This window comes from Cryobacterium sp. TMT4-31 (assembly GCF_004403385.1).
In the GTDB taxonomy this organism is placed as follows: Bacteria; Actinomycetota; Actinomycetes; order Actinomycetales; family Microbacteriaceae; genus Cryobacterium; species Cryobacterium zongtaii.
In genome coordinates this window covers 22,953-43,463 of the sequence record NZ_SOGI01000022.1, presented here as the reverse complement: position 1 = coordinate 43,463, position 20,511 = coordinate 22,953, and the positions used below count along the sequence as shown (strand labels likewise).

17 protein-coding genes are annotated in these 20,511 nt (G+C 66.1%); 12 read left to right on the top strand and 5 right to left on the bottom strand.

The window, feature by feature from the left end; all coding sequences use genetic code 11:
- Window positions 1-102: 102 nt before the first annotated feature.
- From coaE to E3T19_RS05125, 12 genes are all read left to right on the top strand, one after another.
- Window positions 103-747 (top strand): dephospho-CoA kinase, encoded by a 645-nt coding sequence (gene coaE, locus E3T19_RS05180; protein WP_088456255.1) that lies wholly within the window; start codon window positions 103-105, stop codon window positions 745-747.
- 9 nt (window positions 748-756) lie between these two features.
- Window positions 757-2,820, top strand: a complete 2,064-nt coding sequence (gene uvrB / locus E3T19_RS05175; protein WP_088456254.1) for an excinuclease ABC subunit UvrB — start codon at window positions 757-759, stop codon at window positions 2,818-2,820.
- A 65-nt stretch (window positions 2,821-2,885) separates the two neighbouring features.
- Window positions 2,886-5,753 carry an excinuclease ABC subunit UvrA gene (gene uvrA / locus E3T19_RS05170; RefSeq protein ID WP_241980028.1) on the top strand — a complete coding sequence of 956 codons (2,868 nt, stop codon included), beginning with the start codon at window positions 2,886-2,888 and terminating at the stop codon, window positions 5,751-5,753.
- Window positions 5,754-5,765: 12 nt separating this feature from the next.
- On the top strand, window positions 5,766-7,724 hold the full coding sequence (uvrC, locus tag E3T19_RS05165; protein ID WP_134408249.1) for an excinuclease ABC subunit UvrC: 1,959 nt from the start codon (window positions 5,766-5,768) through the stop codon (window positions 7,722-7,724).
- A gap of 59 nt (window positions 7,725-7,783) precedes the next feature.
- A complete protein-coding gene (gene rapZ, locus E3T19_RS05160) occupies window positions 7,784-8,659 on the top strand; it encodes an RNase adapter RapZ (protein ID WP_088456251.1) in 876 nt (291 codons plus the stop codon).
- Between the two features lie 58 nt (window positions 8,660-8,717).
- Entirely contained in the window at window positions 8,718-9,698 is a 981-nt protein-coding gene (gene whiA / locus E3T19_RS05155) for a DNA-binding protein WhiA (protein WP_088456250.1), read from the top strand.
- Between the two features lie 139 nt (window positions 9,699-9,837).
- Window positions 9,838-10,464 (top strand): superoxide dismutase, encoded by a 627-nt coding sequence (locus tag E3T19_RS05150; protein ID WP_088456249.1) that lies wholly within the window; start codon window positions 9,838-9,840, stop codon window positions 10,462-10,464.
- 78 nt (window positions 10,465-10,542) lie between these two features.
- Complete coding sequence (gene gap / locus E3T19_RS05145) at window positions 10,543-11,547, top strand: type I glyceraldehyde-3-phosphate dehydrogenase (protein WP_088456248.1); 1,005 nt, start codon at window positions 10,543-10,545, stop codon at window positions 11,545-11,547.
- Window positions 11,548-11,561: 14 nt separating this feature from the next.
- On the top strand, window positions 11,562-12,776 hold the full coding sequence (pgk, locus tag E3T19_RS05140) for a phosphoglycerate kinase (RefSeq protein WP_088456247.1): 1,215 nt from the start codon (window positions 11,562-11,564) through the stop codon (window positions 12,774-12,776).
- Window positions 12,767-13,558 (top strand): triose-phosphate isomerase, encoded by a 792-nt coding sequence (gene tpiA / locus E3T19_RS05135; RefSeq protein WP_088456246.1) that lies wholly within the window; start codon window positions 12,767-12,769, stop codon window positions 13,556-13,558. Before pgk ends, tpiA begins: the two co-directional genes overlap by 10 nt.
- A gap of 115 nt (window positions 13,559-13,673) precedes the next feature.
- Window positions 13,674-13,925, top strand: coding sequence for a preprotein translocase subunit SecG (gene secG / locus E3T19_RS05130; protein ID WP_066595498.1), 252 nt, complete (start codon window positions 13,674-13,676; stop codon window positions 13,923-13,925).
- Window positions 13,926-14,047: 122 nt separating this feature from the next.
- Entirely contained in the window at window positions 14,048-14,416 is a 369-nt protein-coding gene (locus E3T19_RS05125; RefSeq protein ID WP_066595496.1) for an RNA polymerase-binding protein RbpA, read from the top strand.
- A 63-nt stretch (window positions 14,417-14,479) separates the two neighbouring features.
- Here the strand turns inward: E3T19_RS05125 and pgl are convergent, their stop codons facing one another.
- Genes pgl through tal form a run of 5 tightly spaced genes read right to left on the bottom strand, consistent with a single transcriptional unit; the run spans window position 14,480 to window position 20,505 of the window.
- Window positions 14,480-15,250 (bottom strand): 6-phosphogluconolactonase, encoded by a 771-nt coding sequence (gene pgl / locus E3T19_RS05120; RefSeq protein ID WP_088456245.1) that lies wholly within the window; start codon window positions 15,248-15,250, stop codon window positions 14,480-14,482.
- Window positions 15,247-16,206, bottom strand: a complete 960-nt coding sequence (locus E3T19_RS05115; protein ID WP_088456244.1) for a glucose-6-phosphate dehydrogenase assembly protein OpcA — start codon at window positions 16,204-16,206, stop codon at window positions 15,247-15,249. The genes pgl and E3T19_RS05115 overlap by 4 nt, the downstream gene beginning before the upstream one ends.
- A complete protein-coding gene (zwf, locus tag E3T19_RS05110; protein ID WP_088456243.1) occupies window positions 16,203-17,744 on the bottom strand; it encodes a glucose-6-phosphate dehydrogenase in 1,542 nt (513 codons plus the stop codon). The genes E3T19_RS05115 and zwf overlap by 4 nt, the downstream gene beginning before the upstream one ends.
- Window positions 17,745-17,788: 44 nt before the next feature.
- Complete coding sequence (locus E3T19_RS05105) at window positions 17,789-19,396, bottom strand: glucose-6-phosphate isomerase (RefSeq protein ID WP_088456242.1); 1,608 nt, start codon at window positions 19,394-19,396, stop codon at window positions 17,789-17,791.
- Window positions 19,393-20,505, bottom strand: a complete 1,113-nt coding sequence (gene tal / locus E3T19_RS05100; protein ID WP_134408248.1) for a transaldolase — start codon at window positions 20,503-20,505, stop codon at window positions 19,393-19,395. Before tal ends, E3T19_RS05105 begins: the two co-directional genes overlap by 4 nt.
- Between the last annotated feature and the right edge of the window lie 6 nt (window positions 20,506-20,511).

Here is a 20,511-nt window from a genome sequence, read left to right as displayed (position 1 = left end):
ACTAGCATCACCTGCCCGGCGCATGCCGGGACCAGCACAGGCCGGGCCCTTCGGGGTCCGGCCTGTACCGGTTAAGCAGCGCCCCTCCGTTAGCATGGGGCGGTGTACTTGATTGGGTTGACCGGCGGGATCGCATCGGGCAAGAGCACCGTGGCGAAGCGATTCGCCGAGCACGGAGCCGCGGTGATCGACGCCGATCAGCTCGCCCGGGCCGCCGTGGCGCCGGGCACCGATGCGCTGGCCCATATCGCCGACATCTTCGGCCCCGAAGTCATCGCCGAGGACGGCAGCCTCAACCGCGCCCGCCTGGGCTCGATAGTATTCGGCAACCCCACCGCCCTCAGCGTCCTCAACAACGTGGTCCACCCCGCCGTGCGTGCGCTCTCCAGCGCGGCCATCGCCGCCGCCGAGCGCGCCGACCCTGAGGCCGTCGTCGTCTACGACGTTCCCCTGTTGGTTGAGGCGTCCGTCGGCCACCCCTTCGACCTGATCGTGGTCGTCCACGCCGAAGCCGAGACTCGGGTGCGCCGCATGGTCGAGCTGCGCGGCATGCCGGAAGACGACGCCCGCCGCCGGATCAGCGCCCAGGCCGGCGACGCCGACCGCCTCGCCGTCGCCGACGTCGTGATCGACTCGATGGGCTCCCTCGACGAGACCCTGGCCCAGGTCGACCGGCTGTGGGATTCGAAGCTTCGCGCAAACCACCGGCCCGCCCACTCCGACTCCAGTGTCGGTGGCGCTCCTTAGACTGGAAGCATGGAACCCACCCGCGCCGTTCATCCCTTCGAGGTCGTGAGCGAGTACACGCCCAGCGGCGACCAGCCCGGCGCCATCGCCGAACTCACCGGCCGGATCAACGCCGGTGAAACCGACATCGTGCTGCTCGGCGCCACCGGAACCGGCAAGTCCGCGACGACAGCCTGGCTGATCGAGCAGGTACAACGCCCCACCCTGGTCCTCGCCCACAACAAGACCCTGGCCGCGCAGCTTGTGAACGAGTTCCGCGAACTGATGCCCAACAACGCCGTCGAGTACTTCGTGTCGTACTACGACTACTACCAGCCGGAGGCGTACGTGCCGCAGACCGACACGTTCATCGAGAAGGACTCCTCGATCAACGAGGAAGTCGAACGGCTCCGGCACTCCACCACCAACTCGCTACTCAGCCGACGCGACGTCATCGTCGTCTCCACGGTGTCCTGCATCTACGGCCTGGGCACCCCCGAGGGTTACCTGGAAGCCATGGTGGCGCTGCAGGTCGGCCAAAAGGTTGACCGGGACTGGCTGATCCGCAAATTCGTGGCCATGCAGTACCAGCGCAACGACGTCGACTTCTCCCGCGGCCACTTCAGGGTGCGCGGCGACACCATCGAGATCATCCCGATGTACGAAGAACTCGCCATCCGCATCGAGATGTTCGGTGACGAAATCGAGGCGCTCTACAGCCTGCATCCGCTCACCGGCGATGTCGTGCGAAAGCTCGATGCCGTGTCGGTGTTCCCCGGTTCCCACTACGTGGCCAGCACCGACGTCATGCAGCGGGCGATGGTGACGATCAAGGAAGAACTGGAGGAACGGCTGGGCCAGTTGGAACGCGAGGGCAAGCTGCTGGAAGCACAACGCCTGCGGATGCGGACCACCTTCGACCTGGAGATGATGGAACAGATCGGATTCTGCTCCGGCATCGAGAACTACTCCCGGCACATCGACGGGAGAAGCGCGGGGGAGCCCGGGCACTGCCTGCTCGATTACTTCCCCGACGACTTCCTTGTGGTCATCGACGAGTCCCATGTGACGGTGCCGCAGATCGGCGCCATGTTCGAGGGCGACTCGTCACGCAAGCGCACCCTGGTCGAGCACGGGTTCCGGTTGCCCAGCGCGCTGGACAACCGCCCGCTCAAGTGGAACGAGTTCAAGGGCCGGGTCGGCCAGACCGTGTACCTCTCCGCCACCCCCGGCAAGTACGAGATGGGCATCGCCGACGGCATCGTCGAGCAGATCATCCGCCCGACCGGTCTGATCGACCCGCAGATCATCGTCAAGCCGTCCGCCGGTCAGATCGATGACCTGCTCGAGCAGATCCGTCTGCGCGTCGAACTCAACGAGCGGGTGCTGGTGACCACCCTGACCAAGAAGATGGCCGAGGAACTCACCGACTTCCTCACCGAGGCCGGCGTTCGGGTGCGGTACCTGCACTCAGACGTCGACACCCTGCGCCGGGTGGAGCTGCTCACCGAGCTGCGCCAGGGCCTGTACGACGTGCTGGTGGGCATCAACCTGCTCCGGGAGGGCCTCGACCTGCCCGAGGTGTCCCTGGTGGCCATCCTCGACGCCGACAAGGAAGGGTTCCTGCGCTCGTCCACCTCGCTGATCCAGACCATCGGTCGCGCCGCGCGCAACGTCTCCGGCGAGGTGCATATGTATGCCGACAGGATGACCGACTCGATGGCCAGGGCCATCGACGAGACCGACCGGCGCCGGGAGAAGCAGGTGGAGTACAACACCCTGCACGGCATCGATCCCACCCCGCTCCGCAAGCGCATCGCCGACATCACCGACGCGCTCTCCCGCGAGGAGGCTGACACCGCCGAGCTGCTGGCCGGCCGTGACGCCCGCCGCCGCAGCCCCACACCGTCGGTGCGCAAGGGCCTCGCGGCCAACGGCGCCAACGACCTCGAATCGATCATCGCCGACCTCAACGCCCAGATGCTCGAGGCCGCCGGCGAACTCAAGTTCGAATTGGCCGGCAGGCTGCGCGACGAAGTGTCCGAGCTCAAGCGGGAGCTTCGTCAGATGGAGAAGGCCGGCCACCTGAGCTAGCGGGTCGGGCGGCACTGCGCTGTCGGTGGCACTGCGGTGTCGGTGGTACTGCATAGACTCGAATGGTGTCAATTTCCAAGGTAGAGCAGGGCTCTCAACTCAGCGTCCGTGGTGCACGCGTGCACAACTTGCACAACGTCAACCTCGACATCCCCCGCGATTCGCTCGTGGTGTTCACAGGTCTCTCCGGGTCGGGCAAATCATCGCTCGCCTTCGATACGATTTTCGCGGAGGGCCAACGGCGGTACGTCGAATCCCTGTCGGCCTATGCGCGCCAGTTCCTCGGGCAGGTCGACAGGCCCGACGTCGACTTCATCGAGGGGCTCAGCCCCGCCGTGTCCATCGACCAGAAATCCACCAACCGCAACCCGCGGTCCACCGTGGGCACCATCACCGAGATCTACGATTACATGCGCCTGCTCTGGGCACGTATCGGGGTGCCGCACTGTGCCGTCTGCGGGGAGATCATCCAGTCGCAGACCGTGCAGCAGATCGCCGATCAGCTCATGGAAATGGAAACCGGCGTGCGGTACCAGATCCTGAGCCCGATCGTGTCGCAGAAAAAGGGCGAGTTCGTCGACCTGTTTAAGGAGCTCGCCGCCGGCGGGTACTCCCGCGCAATGGTCGACGGCGTCCAGATCCAGTTGAACGAACCACCCACGCTGAAGAAGCAGCTCAAGCACGACATCTCCGTGGTCGTCGACCGCCTCGTCGCCGGCCCCGACCTGCTCAGCCGGCTCACCGACTCCCTGGAGACGGCGCTCAAGCTCACCGACGGCCTCGTGCAGGTCAACTTCGTCGACCTCACCGGCGACGAGGCCTGGCAGAGCTATTCAGAAAAGCTCTCCTGCCCGAACAACCACCCCGTGCAGCTCACCGAGATCGAACCGCGCACCTTCTCGTTCAACGCACCGTTCGGTGCCTGCCCCGAATGCTCCGGCCTGGGAACCCGTATGTCCGTCGACGAGGACCTACTTCTCGGCGACCCGGACCTGAGCATCGCTGAGGGTGTCGTACTGCCCTGGACCACCCAGGGCAAGGGACTCTTCCAGTACTACGAGAAGCTCCTGGACGGGCTTGCCCGCGACCTCAAGTTCTCGCTCGACACACCGTGGAAGAAGCTCCCGGCCGAGGTGCGCACCGCTGTCATGCGCGGCGACAACTTCGAGGTCAAGGTCAAATGGAAGAACCGTTACGGCCGGGAGATGAGCTACACCTCCGGTTTCGAAGGTGTTGTGCCCTACATCGAGCGCCAGTTCCTGCAGGCCGAAACCGACACCCAGCGCCAGCGCTGGGGGGAATACCTGCGCGAGGTGGACTGCCCGGTTTGCGACGGCACCCGGCTCAAGCCTGAGGTACTCGCCGTTCTCGTGCACGAGATGAGCATCGCCGATATCTGCCGACTCAGCCTCGCCGATGCCCGGGACTTCATGGACAAGCTCGAACTCACCGAACGCGAGAAGACCATTGCCGCCCAGGTGCTGCGCGAGATCAAGGTGCGACTGGACTTCCTGCTTCGGGTGGGCCTGAACTACCTCAGCCTGGCCCGCGCGGCCGCGACCCTGTCCGGCGGCGAGGCCCAACGCATCCGGCTGGCCACCCAGATCGGTTCGGGACTGACCGGGGTGCTCTACGTCCTCGACGAGCCCAGCATCGGGCTGCACCAGCGCGACAACCGGCGCCTCATCGAGACGCTGGTCGCGCTCCGCGACCTGGGCAACACCCTCATCGTCGTGGAACACGACGAGGACACCATCAAGACCGCTGACTGGGTGGTCGACATCGGACCGGGCGCCGGCGTCAACGGCGGACACGTCGTGCACTCGGGGTCGTATGCTGACCTGCTCACCAACACGAAGTCCCTCACCGCGGACTACCTCTCCGGCCGGAAGTCGATCGCCACCCCGGCGACACGTCGGCCGCTGGACCCCGACCGTGAGATCACCGTGGTGGGTGCCGAGGCGAACAACCTGCGGAAAGTCACGGTCAAGTTCCCGCTGGGCGTCTTCACCGCCGTCACCGGCGTCAGCGGGTCCGGCAAATCATCCCTCGTCAACGACGTGCTGTACAGGGTCCTCGCCAACCGGCTCAACGGCGCCCGGAAGCTGCCCGGCCGGCACACGAAGGTCACCGGCCTCGACCAGCTCGACAAGGTGATCCACGTGGACCAGGCCCCCATCGGACGCACCCCGCGCTCGAACCCGGCCACCTACACCGGCGTGTTCGACAAAATCCGCAACCTGTTCGCCGAGACCATGGAGGCCAAGGCCCGCGGCTACCTGCCCGGCAGGTTCAGCTTCAACGTCAAGGGCGGCCGCTGCGAGGCATGCTCCGGCGACGGCACCATCAAGATCGAGATGAACTTCCTGCCCGACGTGTACGTGGCCTGTGAGGTCTGCGGGGGAGCGCGGTACAACCGCGACACCCTCACCGTGCACTACAAGGGCAAGAACATCGCCGAGGTCCTCGACATGCCGATCAGCGAGGCCGCCGAGTTCTTCGAACCGATCTCGGCGATCCACCGGTTCCTCAAAACCCTCGTCGAGGTGGGGCTCGGGTATGTGCGCCTGGGGCAGAGCGCCACGACCCTCTCCGGCGGTGAGGCGCAGCGGGTCAAGCTGGCCACCGAACTGCAGCGCCGTTCCAACGGGCGCAGCGTGTACGTTCTCGACGAGCCGACCACCGGCCTGCACTTCGAGGACGTACGGAAGCTCCTGCTGGTGCTGAACAGCCTCGTTGACAAGGGCAACACCGTCATCGTCATCGAGCACAACCTCGACGTGATCAAGTCGGCCGACTGGGTCATCGACCTGGGTCCGGAGGGCGGTTCCGGCGGGGGCAAGGTGCTCGCCACCGGAACGCCCGAGCACGTCGCGGCAGTGAAGAAGAGCCACACCGGAGCATTCCTGAAGGAGGTCCTCGCCACACGGTAGGCGCAGGAGAACATGTCTGACGCTCTGAGCTATCGCCCCAAGCCCGGGGAGATCCCCACCCAACCCGGTGTCTACAGGTTTCGCGACGCCTCCCGACGGGTGCTGTACGTGGGCAAGGCCAAGAACCTGCGTGCCCGGCTGAGTAACTACTTCGCGCCGCTGAGCAGCCTGCACGAACGCACCCGGCGGATGGTGACGACGGCGGCCAGCGTCGAATGGACGACCGTGGGCACAGAGATCGAGGCGCTGCAGCTCGAGTGGACCTGGATCAACGAATTCGACCCGCCGTTCAACGTGCAGTTCAAGGACGACAAGTCGTACCCGTACCTCGCGGTGACCCTGGCGGACGAGGCACCGCGGGCGCTCGTGACCCGCACGTCCGGCATCAAGGGCGCCCGCTACTTCGGGCCGTACCCCAAGGTGTGGGCCGTGCACGAGACCATCGACCTGATGCTCAAGGCCTTCCCGATCCGCACCTGCAACAACGCCAACTACAAGCGTGCCATGCAGTCGGGCAAGCCCTGCTTCGCCGGCCAGATCGGTCGCTGCTTCGGGCCCTGCTCCGGCAAGGTGGGCATCGAGGAACACCGCAAGATCGTCAACGAATTCGTCAGTTTCATGGGCAGCCAGGATCGCAAGCTCATCAACAGCCTCACGGCCCAGATGAAGGACGCCGCTCTGGCGCAGGACTACGAAACCGCCGCCAGGCGGCGCGACCAGGTGAAGGCGCTCAACGCCGTGCTGGAGAAGAGCGCCGTCGTGCTGCGCGACAACGTCGACATCGACCTGTTCGCGATCGAACAGGACGAGCTCGCCGCGGCCGTTCAACTGTTCATCGTCCGCGGCGGGCGCATCCGCGGTGTGCGCGGCTGGGTCGTCGACAAGGAACTCGACCTGAGCATCAGTGAACTGATCGACTCGATCATGCAGACCGCGTACACCGGCGACGCCGTGCCGCCCCGGGAAATCGTGCTGCCGGAGCTGCCGGACGACGCCGACGCCCTCGAAGGCTGGCTCGGCGAGATCGCGCACCGCAAGGTGCGGCTCGTCGCGGCCCAGCGCGGCGAGAAGGCCGCCCTGCTGGTCACGGCCACCCAGAACGCCAAGCAGGCGCTGATGCTCTACAAGACCCGGCGCAGCTCCGACTTCGTCGCCAGATCGAAGGCCCTCGAGGACCTCCAGGAGGCACTGGGCATGGAATCCGCCCCGCTCCGGATGGAGTGCTACGACGTGTCGCATCTCGGCGGGACCAACATCGTGGCCTCCATGGTGGTCTTCGAGGACGGGCTGCCGCGGAAGGACGAGTACCGCCGGTTCGGTGTCCCGGAGTCCACCGACGACACCGATTCCCTGTATCGGGTCCTCACCCGGCGGCTGGCCTACCTGGTTCCCGACGACGCCACCCCGGAGGCTCTACCGAAGGGCGGCGTCATCGCGGTGCCGGCCAACCCGCTTGACGGCATGATCGTCGCGGAGGCCTCCGGCGCGGACGAGCCCGCCGCGGACGAGGCGGACCCAACAGCGAAACGAGCGAAATTCCGCTACCAACCGAACCTGCTCATCGTCGACGGCGGGCAACCGCAGGTCGCGGCAGCGGCACGCGCCCTGCGGGAGTCCGGAGTCCAGGGCATCACCCTGTGCGGCATCGCGAAACGGCTGGAGGAAATCTGGCTGCCGGATTCCGAGTACCCGGTGATCCTGCCGCGCAACAGCGACGCCTTGTTCCTCATCCAACGCATCCGCGACGAAGCGCACCGCTTCGCCATCACTCATCAGCGCGCCAGACGCAAGCGGGACATCAACACCATCCTCGGCGAAATTCCCGGCTTGGGCCCCGCCCGCATCAAAGTGCTGTTGGTGCACTTCGGGTCGGTCGCCCGCCTCAGAGAGGCGTCGGTCGACTCGATCGCCGAGATCCGGGGGATCGGACCTGCCCTCGCCGAGGGCATTCACCGGCACCTGCGCGCCTAGAGACGCCCCCGGTCGGTAGGCTGGACATTCACTAACTTCGACCGAAGGCGTAATCCAGCATGAGCACGGACACCGAAAAGCAGGAAATGCTGATCGTTACCGGCATGTCCGGCGCCGGTCGATCGACCGTCGCCAACGCGCTGGAGGACCTCGGCTGGTACGTGGTCGACAACCTGCCGCCGCAGATGCTGCGCCCACTGGTCGAGCTCGTCGGACGGGCGGGCACCAGCCTGCCCAAGATCGCGGCCGTCGTCGACATCCGTGGCCGGGACTTCTTCGGCGATTTCCAGGAACTCGTCCAGGCGCTCCGCAGCGGCACCCAGGTCCGGGTGATCTTCCTCGAAGCGCGTGACGATGTGCTCGTCCGCCGATTCGAAGCGGTTCGGCGCCCCCACCCGCTACAGGGTGAGGGGACGATCCTGGACGGCATCTCCGCCGAGCGCACCCGGCTGGCCGTCGTGCGAGAATCCTGCGACATCGTCATCGACACGTCGGATCTCAACATCCACCAGCTCGCCACCACGATCACCGAGCGCTTCGCTGCGGAGAACGCGGCCGGGCTGCACCTCACCGTGATGAGTTTCGGGTTCAAGTACGGGTTACCCACCGATGTCGACATGGTCGCCGACGCCCGGTTCCTGCCGAATCCGTTTTGGATCCCCGAACTTCGCTCGCACACCGGCCTCGACCCCGAGGTCAGCGAATACGTGCTCGGCCAGGACGGTGCGCGTGAGTTCATCACCAGCTACGCGGCCGCCGTCCGACCGGTGCTCGCCGGCTACCAGCGCGAGAACAAGCGTCACGCCACCATCGCCATCGGCTGCACCGGAGGCAAGCACCGCTCGGTGGCCATGGCGAGGGAACTCGCCGGCCTGCTCCAAGAATTTCCCGGCGTCGCGGTAAGCCTCAAGCACCGCGACCTCGGACGAGAATAACGACACGGTCTGCCGTCCAACGTGACGGCCGGCCCGAACAACAGAATGGAAATGACGATTGGCACTCACCATCGACGTCAAAGATGAACTATCCCGCGTCGAGGTTTCGAAGACCACGGTTCGCGCGGCCGAACTGGCGACGATCCTGCGTTTCTCCGGCGGTCTGCACATGATCTCCGGTCGAATCGCCATCGAGTCGGAACTCGATACCCCGCTGTTGGCCCGCCGGGTGCGGAAGGACCTCGCCGAACTGTACGGCGTGCGCAGCGACGTGTCTGTGATCACGGCGTCCGGGCTCCGCCGCACCAACCACTACCTCGTGCGGGTGCTCGACGGCGGCGAAACACTGGCCAGGCAGACGGGACTGCTCGACGCCCGCCGCCGCCCCATCCGTGGACTGCCCAACCGTCTGACGACGGGTTCGAAGGAAGAGATCGCCGCGGTCTGGCGTGGTGCGTTCCTCGCGGCCGGCTCGCTGACCGACCCCGGTCGCTCCGCCGCCCTCGAAGTCGTCTGCCCGGGCAACGAGGCCGCCATGGCCATCGTGGGTGCCGCCGGGCGCCTCGGCATCGTCGCGAAGGCCCGCGAGGTACGCGGCGTCCACCGCGTCGTCATCCGTGACGGTGACGCCATCGGCGCGATGCTCGTGCAGATGGGCGCCGCGGAAACCGTGCTCAACTGGGAAGCGCTGCGCCAACGCCGCGAGGTGCGTGCCACGGCCAACCGCCTGGTGAACTTCGACGACGCCAACCTGCGCCGCTCCGCCCAGGCCGCGGTCGCGGCGTGCGCCCGGGTCGACAGGGCGATGGAGATCCTCGGCGACGACATCCCGGAACACCTGCGATATGCGGGGGAGCTGCGCCTGTCCTTCCGGGACTCCAGCCTCGACGAACTCGGCCACCACGCCGACCCGCCCATGACCAAGGACGCGGTGGCCGGCCGGATCCGGCGCCTCCTGGCGATGGCAGACAAGAAGGCCGTCGACCTGGGCATCCCCGGCACCGACGCCAACCTGCCGGCCGATCTCGACGACGTCTGATCACCCCTCTGCTGACGGCCTGCACACCGGTAATAGGGGACTAACGTCCCCTATTCACCTGAGTAGACTAAAAAGGTCACTTACAGTGCAGATGACGAGAGAAATCGCGTCGCTGCCACACAATGAGGAGATACGAGCTATGGCCGAATACACCCTGCCTGAACTGGCTTACGACTACTCTGCGCTCGCGCCGAGTATCAGCGGCACCATTATGGAACTCCACCACAGCAAGCACCACCAGGCCTACGTGACCGGCGCCAACACCGCCCTCGCCCAGCTGGCGGAGGCTCGCGACTCAGGCAGTCTCGTGTACGTCAACAAGCTCGAGAAGGACCTCGCGTTCAACCTCGGCGGCCACGTCAACCACTCGATCTTCTGGACCAACATGTCCCCGAACGGTGGCGACAAGCCGGTCGGTGAACTCGCCAGCGCAATCGATGACTTCTTCGGTTCCTTTGATAAGTTCCAGGCGCACTTCGCGGCCACCGCGATGGGCGTGCAGGGTTCCGGCTGGTCAGTGCTGGCCTGGGACTCCGTCGGTCAGCGCCTGATCATCCAGCAGTTCTTCGACCAGCAGGCCAACTTCGCGGCCGGCACGGTACCGATCCTCATGCTCGATGTCTGGGAGCACGCCTACTACCTCGACTACCAGAACGTGCGCGCCGACTACGTCAAGGCGTTCTGGAACATCGTCGACTGGGAGAACGTCCAGGCGCGATTCGTCGCCGCTCGCGAGAAGACCAGCGGACTCCTGCTGCTCTCCTAGAGTCTCCCCACTCACACCTTCAGTTCTTTTCCTTCCCACCACCCGGCGCCACACGCGTCATCAATAACAGGAGCTATTTTGTCTGTAAAGATTGGCATTAACGGATTTGGCCGCATTGGCCGCAACTACCTGCGCGCCGCACTGGCCCAGGGCAGCGACATCGAAATTGTCGCCGTCAACGACCTCACCGACACCAAGACCCTGGCGCACCTCCTCAAATACGACTCCATCACGGGCCGTCTGGACGCCACCGTCTCCGTCGAGGGCGACTCCATCCTCGTCAACGGCAAGCCGATCAAGGTTCTCGCCGAGCGCGACCCGGCCAACCTCCCCTGGGGCGCCCTGGGCGTCGACATCGTGATCGAGTCGACCGGTCGCTTCACCAAGGCCGACGATGCGCGCAAGCACATCACCGCCGGTGCCAAGAAGGTCATCGTCTCCGCTCCCGCCACCGGCGACGTTGCGACGATCGTCATGGGCGTCAACGAGGAGACTTACGACTCCGCGAAGTTCGACATCATCTCCAACGCGTCCTGCACCACGAACTGCCTCGCACCGCTGGCCAAGGTCTTCAACGACAACTTCGGCATCAAGAGTGGCCTGATGACCACCATCCACGCGTACACCGCAGACCAGAACCTGCAGGATGGCCCGCACAGCGACCTGCGTCGCGCCCGCGCCGCCGCCGTCAACATCATCCCGACCTCGACCGGCGCCGCCAAGGCCCTGGGCATCGTCCTCCCGGAGCTCGCCGGCAAGCTTGACGGCTTCGCCCTGCGCGTACCCGTGCCCACCGGTTCCATCACCGACCTGACCGTCATCGCCGAGAAGCCGGTCACCGTCGAAGCCATCAAGGCCGCGTACAAGGCAGCAGCAGAGGGCCCCCTCAAGGGCATCCTGATGTACACCGAGGACGAGATCGTCTCCAGCGACATCGTGACCGACCCGCACTCCTCGATCTTCGACGCCGGCCTGCTGCGCGTCCTGGGCGACCAGGTCAAGCTGTCCTCCTGGTACGACAACGAGTGGGGCTACTCCAACCGCATGGTTGACCTCACCGAGTTCGTCGCCGAGCGCATCTAACTAAGGGACACGCAGTGACGCTTCGCACTATCGAATCGCTGGGATCGCTCCACGGCAAGCGCGTCATCGTTCGGTGTGATCTGAACGTTCCGTTGAAGGACGGTCAGATCACCGACGATGGCCGCGTGCGGGCGTCCCTGCCCACCCTCAAGGCTCTGGTCGAGCAGGGTGCCCGTCTGGTGATCGTTTCTCACCTCGGGCGCCCTGACGGCCAGGTCAACCCCAAGTACAGCCTGGCGCCCGTTGCGGCGCGTCTGGCCGAACTGATCGGTTCCCCGGTGGCGTTCGCCACCGACACCGTCGGAGAATCTGCCCAGGCCGCGGTCGCGGCTCTGACAGACGGTGACATCGTCGTACTGGAGAACCTGCGCTTCAACGCGGGCGAAACCAGCAAGGTCGAAACCGAGCGGGTGGCCTTCGCCACCGAGCTCTCGGCGCTCGGCGATGCCCTGGTCTCCGACGGCTTCGGCGTCGTCCACCGCAAGCAGGCCAGCGTCTTCGACCTGGCCCAGATCCTGCCGAGCGCGGCCGGCCTGCTCATCGCAGCAGAGCTCGACGTACTCGACCGCCTCACCGAGAAGCCCGAGGCGCCGTACACGGTGATCCTCGGCGGCTCGAAGGTGTCGGACAAGCTCGGGGTCATCGGCCACCTGCTGCCGCGGGTGAACTCGCTCCTGATCGGCGGCGGCATGCTGTTCACCTTCCTCGCGGCCCAAGGCCACAAGGTCGGCGCCAGCCTGCTCGAGGTCGACCAGATCGAGACCGTTCGCGGATACCTCGCCGAGGCCGACCGTCTCGGTGTGAAGATCGTCCTGCCGACCGACGTCGTCGTCGCCTCCAAGTTCGGGGCAGACGCCGAGTACGTCACCACGCCGGCCGATCAGATCGAGGACACCCCGTTCGGCGCTGCCGGACTGGGCCTGGACATCGGACCCGACACCGCGGCCGCATTCGCTGCAATCATCCGGGTGTCGAAGACCGTGTTCTGGAACGGCCCGATGGGCGTTTTCGAACTGGCACCCTTCGCGGACGGCACCCGCACGGTTGCCGCCGCACTCACCGAGGTCAATGGGCTCAGCGTTGTCGGCGGAGGAGACTCCGCCGCTGCCGTGCGCATCCTCGGTTTCAACGATGACCAGTTCGGTCATATTTCTACCGGCGGTGGCGCCAGCCTCGAGTTCCTCGAGGGTAAGCGACTGCCAGGACTGGAGGTCCTCGGATGGCAGTAAACACGCGTGTTCCCCTGATTGCAGGAAACTGGAAGATGAACCTGGACCACCTCCAGGCCATCGCCTTCGTGCAGAAGCTGGCGTGGAGCCTCAAGGACGCCGGACACGACTTCACCTCCACCGAGGTCGCCGTGTTCCCGCCGTTCACCGACCTGCGCAGCGTGCAGACGCTGGTCGCAGCGGACAAGCTGCCCCTGGCCTACGGCGGACAGGACGTCTCCACTCAGGAGTCCGGTGCGTACACCGGCGAGATCTCGGCGGCCTTCCTGGCCGCGCTTGAATGCCAGTACGTGCTGATCGGCCACTCTGAGCGACGCACCCTGCACAACGAGACCGACGAGGTCGTCGCCGCCAAGGTGACCGCCGCGTTGAAGCACAACCTGGTTCCCATCATCTGCGTCGGCGAAACCGCCGCAGACCTGGAACTGCACGGTCCCAGCGCCGTTCCGGTCGCACAGCTCAAGGCTGCGCTTGCCGGAGTCGACAACGCCGCAGACATCGTCGTGGCGTACGAACCGGTCTGGGCCATCGGCTCCGGCCAGGCGGCAACGCCCGACCAGGCAGAACAGGTTGCGGCCGCGCTGCGGCTGACTCTGGCCGAGGTGCTCGGCCAGGACGTCGCCGACAAGACCCGGATCCTCTACGGGGGTTCCGTCAAGGGCGTCAACATCGCCGGCTTCATGAAGGAACCGAACGTTGACGGAGCACTGGTGGGAGGCGCGAGCCTGGACATCACCGAGTTCTCCAGCATCGTTCGCTTCCAGAAGCACGTCGGACTGTAAAGTGGCCCCGTCGTACCCCCTCCGGGGGGTGCGGCGGGTTTTGTTTGCCGTCAGGCTATAATTGCCAGTGGTCTTGGTGGAGCTCTAGCGCCCATCGTTTTGTGAAAGGTTTCGCGTGGAGATTCTCCAGGTTGTATTGCAGGTTTTGCTCGGCATCACGAGCCTCCTGCTCACCATGCTCATTTTGCTCCACAAGGGGCGCGGTGGGGGTCTATCCGACATGTTCGGCGGTGGGGTCACCTCGAACCTCGGGGCCTCCGGCGTTGCGGAACGTAACCTCAACCGCATCACCATCATCCTGGCCGTACTGTGGATTTCCTGCATCGTCGTGCTGGGCTTGATCACCAAATTCGATACCGGCGCCTAACGACGTCGTAGCGTCGCGGGACCCCACCCGCGACGCCAACCGTATCCGGTCACCCACGGCGGGACCGGAACGCAGCAGTACAACCCGAACACGCCGAACAGTTTTTATAGCGGAGGAACACAATGGCATCTGGTGGAAGCGCAATTCGCGGCTCGCGAGTCGGAGCCGGCCCCATGGGCGAGCAGGACCGTGGTTTTCACGCTGATCGCATCCGCGTCTCCTACTGGGACGCACTCGGCAACGAGACCGTTCGGTACTTCGCCGCCAACCTGCCTGACGAAGAGATCCCCGACACCATCGATTGCCCGTCGTCGGGACTCCCCGCCGGTCGCGACAAAGAGAACCCGCCGTCGGTGGTCAAGCTGGAACCGTACAAGACGCACCTGGCCTACGTGAAGGAACGCCGCACCGAAGAGGAAGCGGAATCCCTCCTGGAGGAGGCTCTCCAGCAGCTTCGGGTGCGTCGCGGGAAGCTCAGCGCCACCAACTAGCTGACACAAGAAAAAGCGCATCGGTTCCGAGGAACCGATGCGCTTTTTCAGTGTCTGACGGGCTCAGTGCGGCTGAGCGATCAGGTTCTCCGGAACCTCCGCGGCGGCCTCGCCGTCGACGAAGAAATCGGTGTAGTGGCGACCGCGGATGCCGGCGACGGGCACCTCGTCACGACTCGCGCCGGCCAGCGCCAGGCCGAGCGCCGACGCCTTGTCGGTGCCGGACACAACGAGCCAGATGCGCTCGGACGAGTTGATCACCCATCGGGTGAGGCTGAGCCGCTCCGAAGGGGGCTTGGGGGAGTTCAGCACCGCGATGACCGTGAGGTCGTTCTCCCGGATACCCTGCATGTGCGGGAAAAGCGACGCGATGTGGCCGTCAGGCCCGACCCCGAGGAAAGTGACGTCGAACTGGGGCACCAAAGAATCCGGTGCCGCCTGGGTCTTGAGCTCGGCCGCGTAACGATCGGCGGCGGCATCCAGGTCCAGGCCCTCATCCGACGCCGGGAACGAGTGCACGTTCGCTGCGGGGATGTCGATATGGTCCAGCAATGCCGCACGCGCCTGTACCTCGTTGCGGTCGGCGTGCGTGCGCGGAACCCAGCGCTCGTCGCCCCACCAGAAGTCGATCTTGGCCCAGTCCACGCTGTCGCGGTCGGGGGAGGCGTTGATGGCTTCGAGCACACCGGTTCCGACGGTTCCGCCGGTCAGGACCACGTGGGCGTGTCCCTGCTCGTGCAGGATGTCGGCCATCTTGGTGATGAATCGGGCGGCGACCGAGTCGATCAGGGCCGACTTGTCGGCGTGTACGAGCACGCGCCTGTCGTGTGTCATGAGTGGTCTCCGGTCGATGTGGTGGGACCCGCCAGTTGGGGCAGGCCGCGGGTGATGACCTCGCCGTACAGTTCGTCGGGGTCGAGGCGGCGCAGCTCGTCGCTCAGGCAGTCGCGCAGGCTGCGGCGCTTGAGGGTCAGGTCCTGCACGGGCTGGCCGGACTGCGTGAGGGTGGCGATGCCGGGGACCTCGCGCTCGAGCGAGATCACCCCGGACGCCCGGGTGAGGTGCACGCCGTGGATGCCGTTCGCGTGCTGGCCCGACGTGAGTTCGTAGTCGACCGGCACCTGCAGCTGCAGCTGCAACCAGGCCGCGAGAAGGGTGGTGGAGGGGGAGTCCAGCGCACCGCTGACGGACACGGCGGTGATGGACTCGTACGGCGGCTGGTCCAACACCGCGGCGAGCTGAGCACGCCACAGGGTCAACCGCGTCCAGGCGAAGTCGGTGTCACCCGGCCGGTAGGTGGAACAGATGCGCGTGAGAGCGGCCTGCGGGTCGGGCTGAGCGGACGCGTCGGTGATTCGCCGGTAGGCGATGCGTCCCAACGGCGACTCGGCGGGCACCGCAGGGGCCTCGCCGGGCCACCACGCCACGACGGGGGCGTCGGGCAGCAGGAGTCCGGTGACGAGGCTCTCCGGGTCGCTGGCGGCGTCACCGTAGGCGCGCAGCACGATGACCTCGCTCGCGCCGGCGTCTCCGCCGACCCGGATCTCGGCGTCCACCCTGGGTTCGTGCGCTGCGGTGCCCTCTGCCTGGGTGGAGAGCACGATGACCCGCATCGGGTGCTCACGTGACGCATCGTTCGCGGCCTCGATGGCATCTTCCTCGTGGCCGAGCTCGGCCGCGATGATGAGGGTGAGCACCCGGCCGAGGGCGACAGCGCCGCCCTCTTCCCTGATGCGCACCAGTGCCTTGGAGATCTTGGCCGTGGTGGTGTCCGGCAGATCGACGATCATGGGCGTCTCCAGTTCCGGCCGTCTCGTGACAGCAGTTCGTCGGCTGATGCGGGCCCCCAGGTTCCGGGTCGGTATTGTTCCGGCTGGCCCTGGGTGGTCCAGAATTCTTCGATCGGGTCGAGAATCTTCCAGGACAACTCGACTTCCTCGTGGCGGGGGAAGAGCGGCGGGTCGCCCAGCAACACGTCCAGGATCAGACGTTCGTAAGCCTCGGGGCTGGCTTCGGTGAACGCGTGACCGTAGCCGAAGTCCATGGTCACGTCGCGCACCTGCATGCCGACACCGGGAACCTTAGAGCCGAACCGGATCGTGACGCCCTCATCGGGCTGGACCCTGATGACCAGGGCGTTCTCGCCCAGTGCGGCCGTCTGGCTCTTCTCGAAGAGGTACTGCGGTGCCCGCTTGAAGACAACGGCGATCTCGGTGACCCGGCGGCCGAGGCGCTTGCCGGCGCGGAGATAGAACGGCACACCCGACCAACGCCGGGTGTCGATCTCGAGGCGCAGAGCGGCGTAGGTTTCGGTCAGCGACTCGGGGTTCATGCCGTCTTCCTCGAGGAACCCGAGGATCTTCTCGCCACCCTGCCAGCCGCCGGCGTACTGGCCACGGGCGGTCCCCGTTGCCAGGTCTTCCGGCAGGCGCACGGAGGCGAGGACTTTTTCTTTCTCGGTGCGCAGGTCGGCGGCGTCGAAGGAGATGGGCTCCTCCATCGCGGTGAGGGCCAACAGCTGCAGGAGGTGGTTCTGGATGACGTCGCGGGCGGCGCCGATTCCGTCGTAGTAGCCGGCACGTCCGCCGACGCCGATGTCTTCGGCCATGGTGATCTGCACGTGGTCGACGTAGTTGGCGTTCCAGATCGGTTCGTACAACTGGTTCGCGAAGCGCAGCGCCAGAATGTTCTGCACCGTCTCCTTGCCCAGGTAGTGGTCGATGCGGAACACCGAATCGGCCGGGAAGACCGACTCGACGACGTCGTTGAGCTCGCGAGCCGTTTTGAGGTCGCTACCGAACGGCTTCTCGATGACGACACGTCGCCATTGACCGTTCTTCTGCTCCGCCAAGCCGGACCTGCGCAGCTGCTCGGTCACCTGGGGGAACGCCTTCGGGGGGATCGACAGGTAGAACGCATGGTTGCCCATGGTTCCCCGCTCGCGGTCGAGCTCCTCAATGGTTTCCTTGAGGAGCTCGAACGCGGCGTCGTCGTCGAAGGTGCCCGGCACGAAGCGGATGCCCTCGGCCAACTGGGCCCAGACATCCTCGTGGAACTCGGTGCGTGCGTACTCCTTGACAGAGTCGTGCACCACCTGCATGAAGTCCTGGTTGTCCCAATCCCGGCGGGCGAACCCGACGAGGGCGAACCCCGGCGGCAAAAGCCCCCGGTTGGCCAGGTCATAGACGGCGGGCATGAGTTTCTTCCGCGACAGGTCTCCGGTAACGCCGAAGATGACGAGGCTGGAGGGCCCCGCGATCCGGTTCAGGCGATAGTCGGAGGGCGAACGCAACGGATTGAACTCCGGGGTGATTTCCACCGGGGACATGCAGCTCCTTCGAGGATTTATGCGGTACGGCGCGAAGACGTGACTTAGCGGAGCGCGTTGAACAGCGTGCTGATGTTCGCGGCCGGGTCGGTCAACGTCAGGGTGAGCACGGGGCGGCCCTTGTCGGCGAGGACGCTGGCGTCGCCACCGGCCTGAGCCTGGATGAGCTCACCGAACGTGAACGGACGGTCAGGGATGTCGAGGTCCTCAGCGGGGGTGCTGAGGATCTGCAGGAACACACCGGTGGGGGTGCCACCCTTGTGGAACTGACCGGTGGAGTGCAGGAACCGGGGTCCCCAGCCGAACGTGACCGGGCGCTTGGACAACGTCGCGAGCAGACCACGCAGCTCGGCGAGCTGGGGGAGCGCCAGACGGTCCACGTAGGCCTGCACGGCGACGTACCCGTCGGGGCCGAGTTCCTCGAGCAGCGCGTCGATGGCGCTGGCCAAGTCGCTCGCGGCACCGATCACGTGGGGCGTGCCGCGAACCTCGATGCCGTCGGAGATGAACGCCGCGGGTTCGGGCTCCGGACGCGAGTCCAGAAGGCCCCGGGTCGCAATCTTGGCGGATTCGACGTCCGGCTGGTCGAACGGGTTGATCCCGAGCAACCGGCCGGCGATGACCGTCGCGTATTCCCAGACCAGGAACTGCGCGCCGAGGGTTCCGCTGACGCGGATCTCGTCTGCACCGTCGTGGTCGACGAAGACCTCGTCACCGGCATCCGCCACAACGCGCACGATCTGCACGTCGGGCAGCGCCGCGGTGAGCTCCGGTGCGTCAAGATCGAGCACGACGGGCAGGATGCCGGTACCGATCTTGCCGGTCGACTCGGCGATGAGCTGTTCGGCCCAGTCGGCGAAACCCACGATGTGGGTGCCGTCGGCAACGATGGCCAGCTTGTCCCGGCGGGGACTGGTCGAGGCGATGGCCGCACCGAGGATCAGCCCGGGGTTGTCCACGGAGTCGACCGCCAGCGCCAACGAGACCGCTTCGGCCTCGTCGAGCAGCTGTCCGATGTCGACGCCGGCCAGACCGGACGGCACCAGGCCGAACGCGGTCAGCGCCGAGAAACGACCGCCGACCGTCGGGTCGGCGTTGAAAACGCGGTAGCCGGCCTCGGTCGCGGACGCCTCGAGAGGCGAGCCGGGATCGGTGACCACGATGATGCGGTCAACGGGGTCGATACCGAGGTCCCGGAATGCGCGTTCGAAGACACGGCGCTGGCTGTCGGTCTCGACGGTCCCGCCCGACTTGGATGACACCACGAGGGCGGTCGACTCCAGTCGGTCGTTGAGGGCCGCGAGCACCTGGCCGGGGTCGGTGGCGTCGAGCACGGTCAGGTCCACGCCGGTGGTGAGCGTGATGACCTCTGGTGCGAGCGACGAACCGCCCATGCCGGCCAGCGCGATGTGGCTGACACCCTTGGCGTGCAGTTCCTCGCGCAGAGCGAGGATCTCGGCGACGAGGGGACGCGAGGTCACGACGGACTCGGTCCAACCGAGCCGCTTGCCGGCTTCTTCTTCGGCCTCCGGGCCCCACAGGGCGGGGTCCAGCGACGTGATGCCGGAGGCGACGAGGTCGGCCACGAGGGTCGGCACCACGGTGCGCACGGCCTCAGCGGCCGCGCCGCTCACCGAGATGTGGAAGCTCACTTGGCGGCCTCGAGTGCTGCAGTGACGGTGTCCAGCAGTTCGTTCCAGGAGATGATGAACTTCGAGACGCCTTCCTCTTCGAGGACGCGGGTCACGTCGTCGTAGGAGACACCCTGCGCGGCGATGGCGTCCAGGACGGCGTTGGCTGCCTCGTAGGCGCCGGTGACGGCGCCTTCGACGATGACACCGTGGTCGAAGGTGGCCTCGAGGGTCTTCTCCGGCATGGTGTTGACGACCTCGGGGGCGACCAGTTCGGTCACGTAGAGGGTGTCGGGCAGGTCGGCCGACTTGACGCCGGTGGATGCCCAGAGCGGACGCTGCTTGTTGGCGCCGGCCGCGAGGAGCCCGGAGGCACGCTCGGTCGTGAAGGACTGCTCGAAGACCTGGTAGGCCAGCTGGGCGTTGGCGACGCCGGCCTTGCTCTGCAGGGCGAGGGCCTCATCGGTGCCGACGGCCGCGAGGCGCTTGTCGATCTCGGTGTCGACACGCGACACGAAGAAGGACGCCACGGAGTGGATCGTCGACAGGTCGATGCCGGCAGCCTTGGCCTTCTCCAGGCCGCTGAGGTACGCGTTGATGACAGCGCGGTACCGCTCGAGGCTGAAGATCAGGGTGACGTTGACGCTGATGCCCAGGGCAATGGTCTCGGTGATCGCCTCGAGGCCCTCGACGGTCGCGGGGATCTTGATCATCGCGTTCGGACGATTGACCTTGTTCCAGAGCTGCTGAGCCTGGGCGAGGGTCTTCTCGGCGTCGTGGGCGAAGCCGGGCTCGACCTCGATCGAGACGCGGCCGTCGAAGCCCTTGGTGGCGTCGTAGATCGGTCGGAAGATGTCGCAGGCTGCGGCGACGTCATCCGTGGTGATCTCGAACACGGCGTCGGTGACGGTGGTGCCGGCGGCGGCCAGCGTGGCCACCTGGGAGGCGTACGCCTCGCCCTTGCTCAGCGCGCCGGCGAAGATCGTCGGGTTGGTGGTGACGCCGACGACGTTCTTTCCGGCGATGAGCGTCTTCAGTCCGCCGGACTGGATGCGCTGGCGGGACAGGTCGTCCAGCCAGATGCTGACGCCGGCGGCCGAGAGTGCGGCGGTGGGGGTGGTTTCAGTCATGAAAAT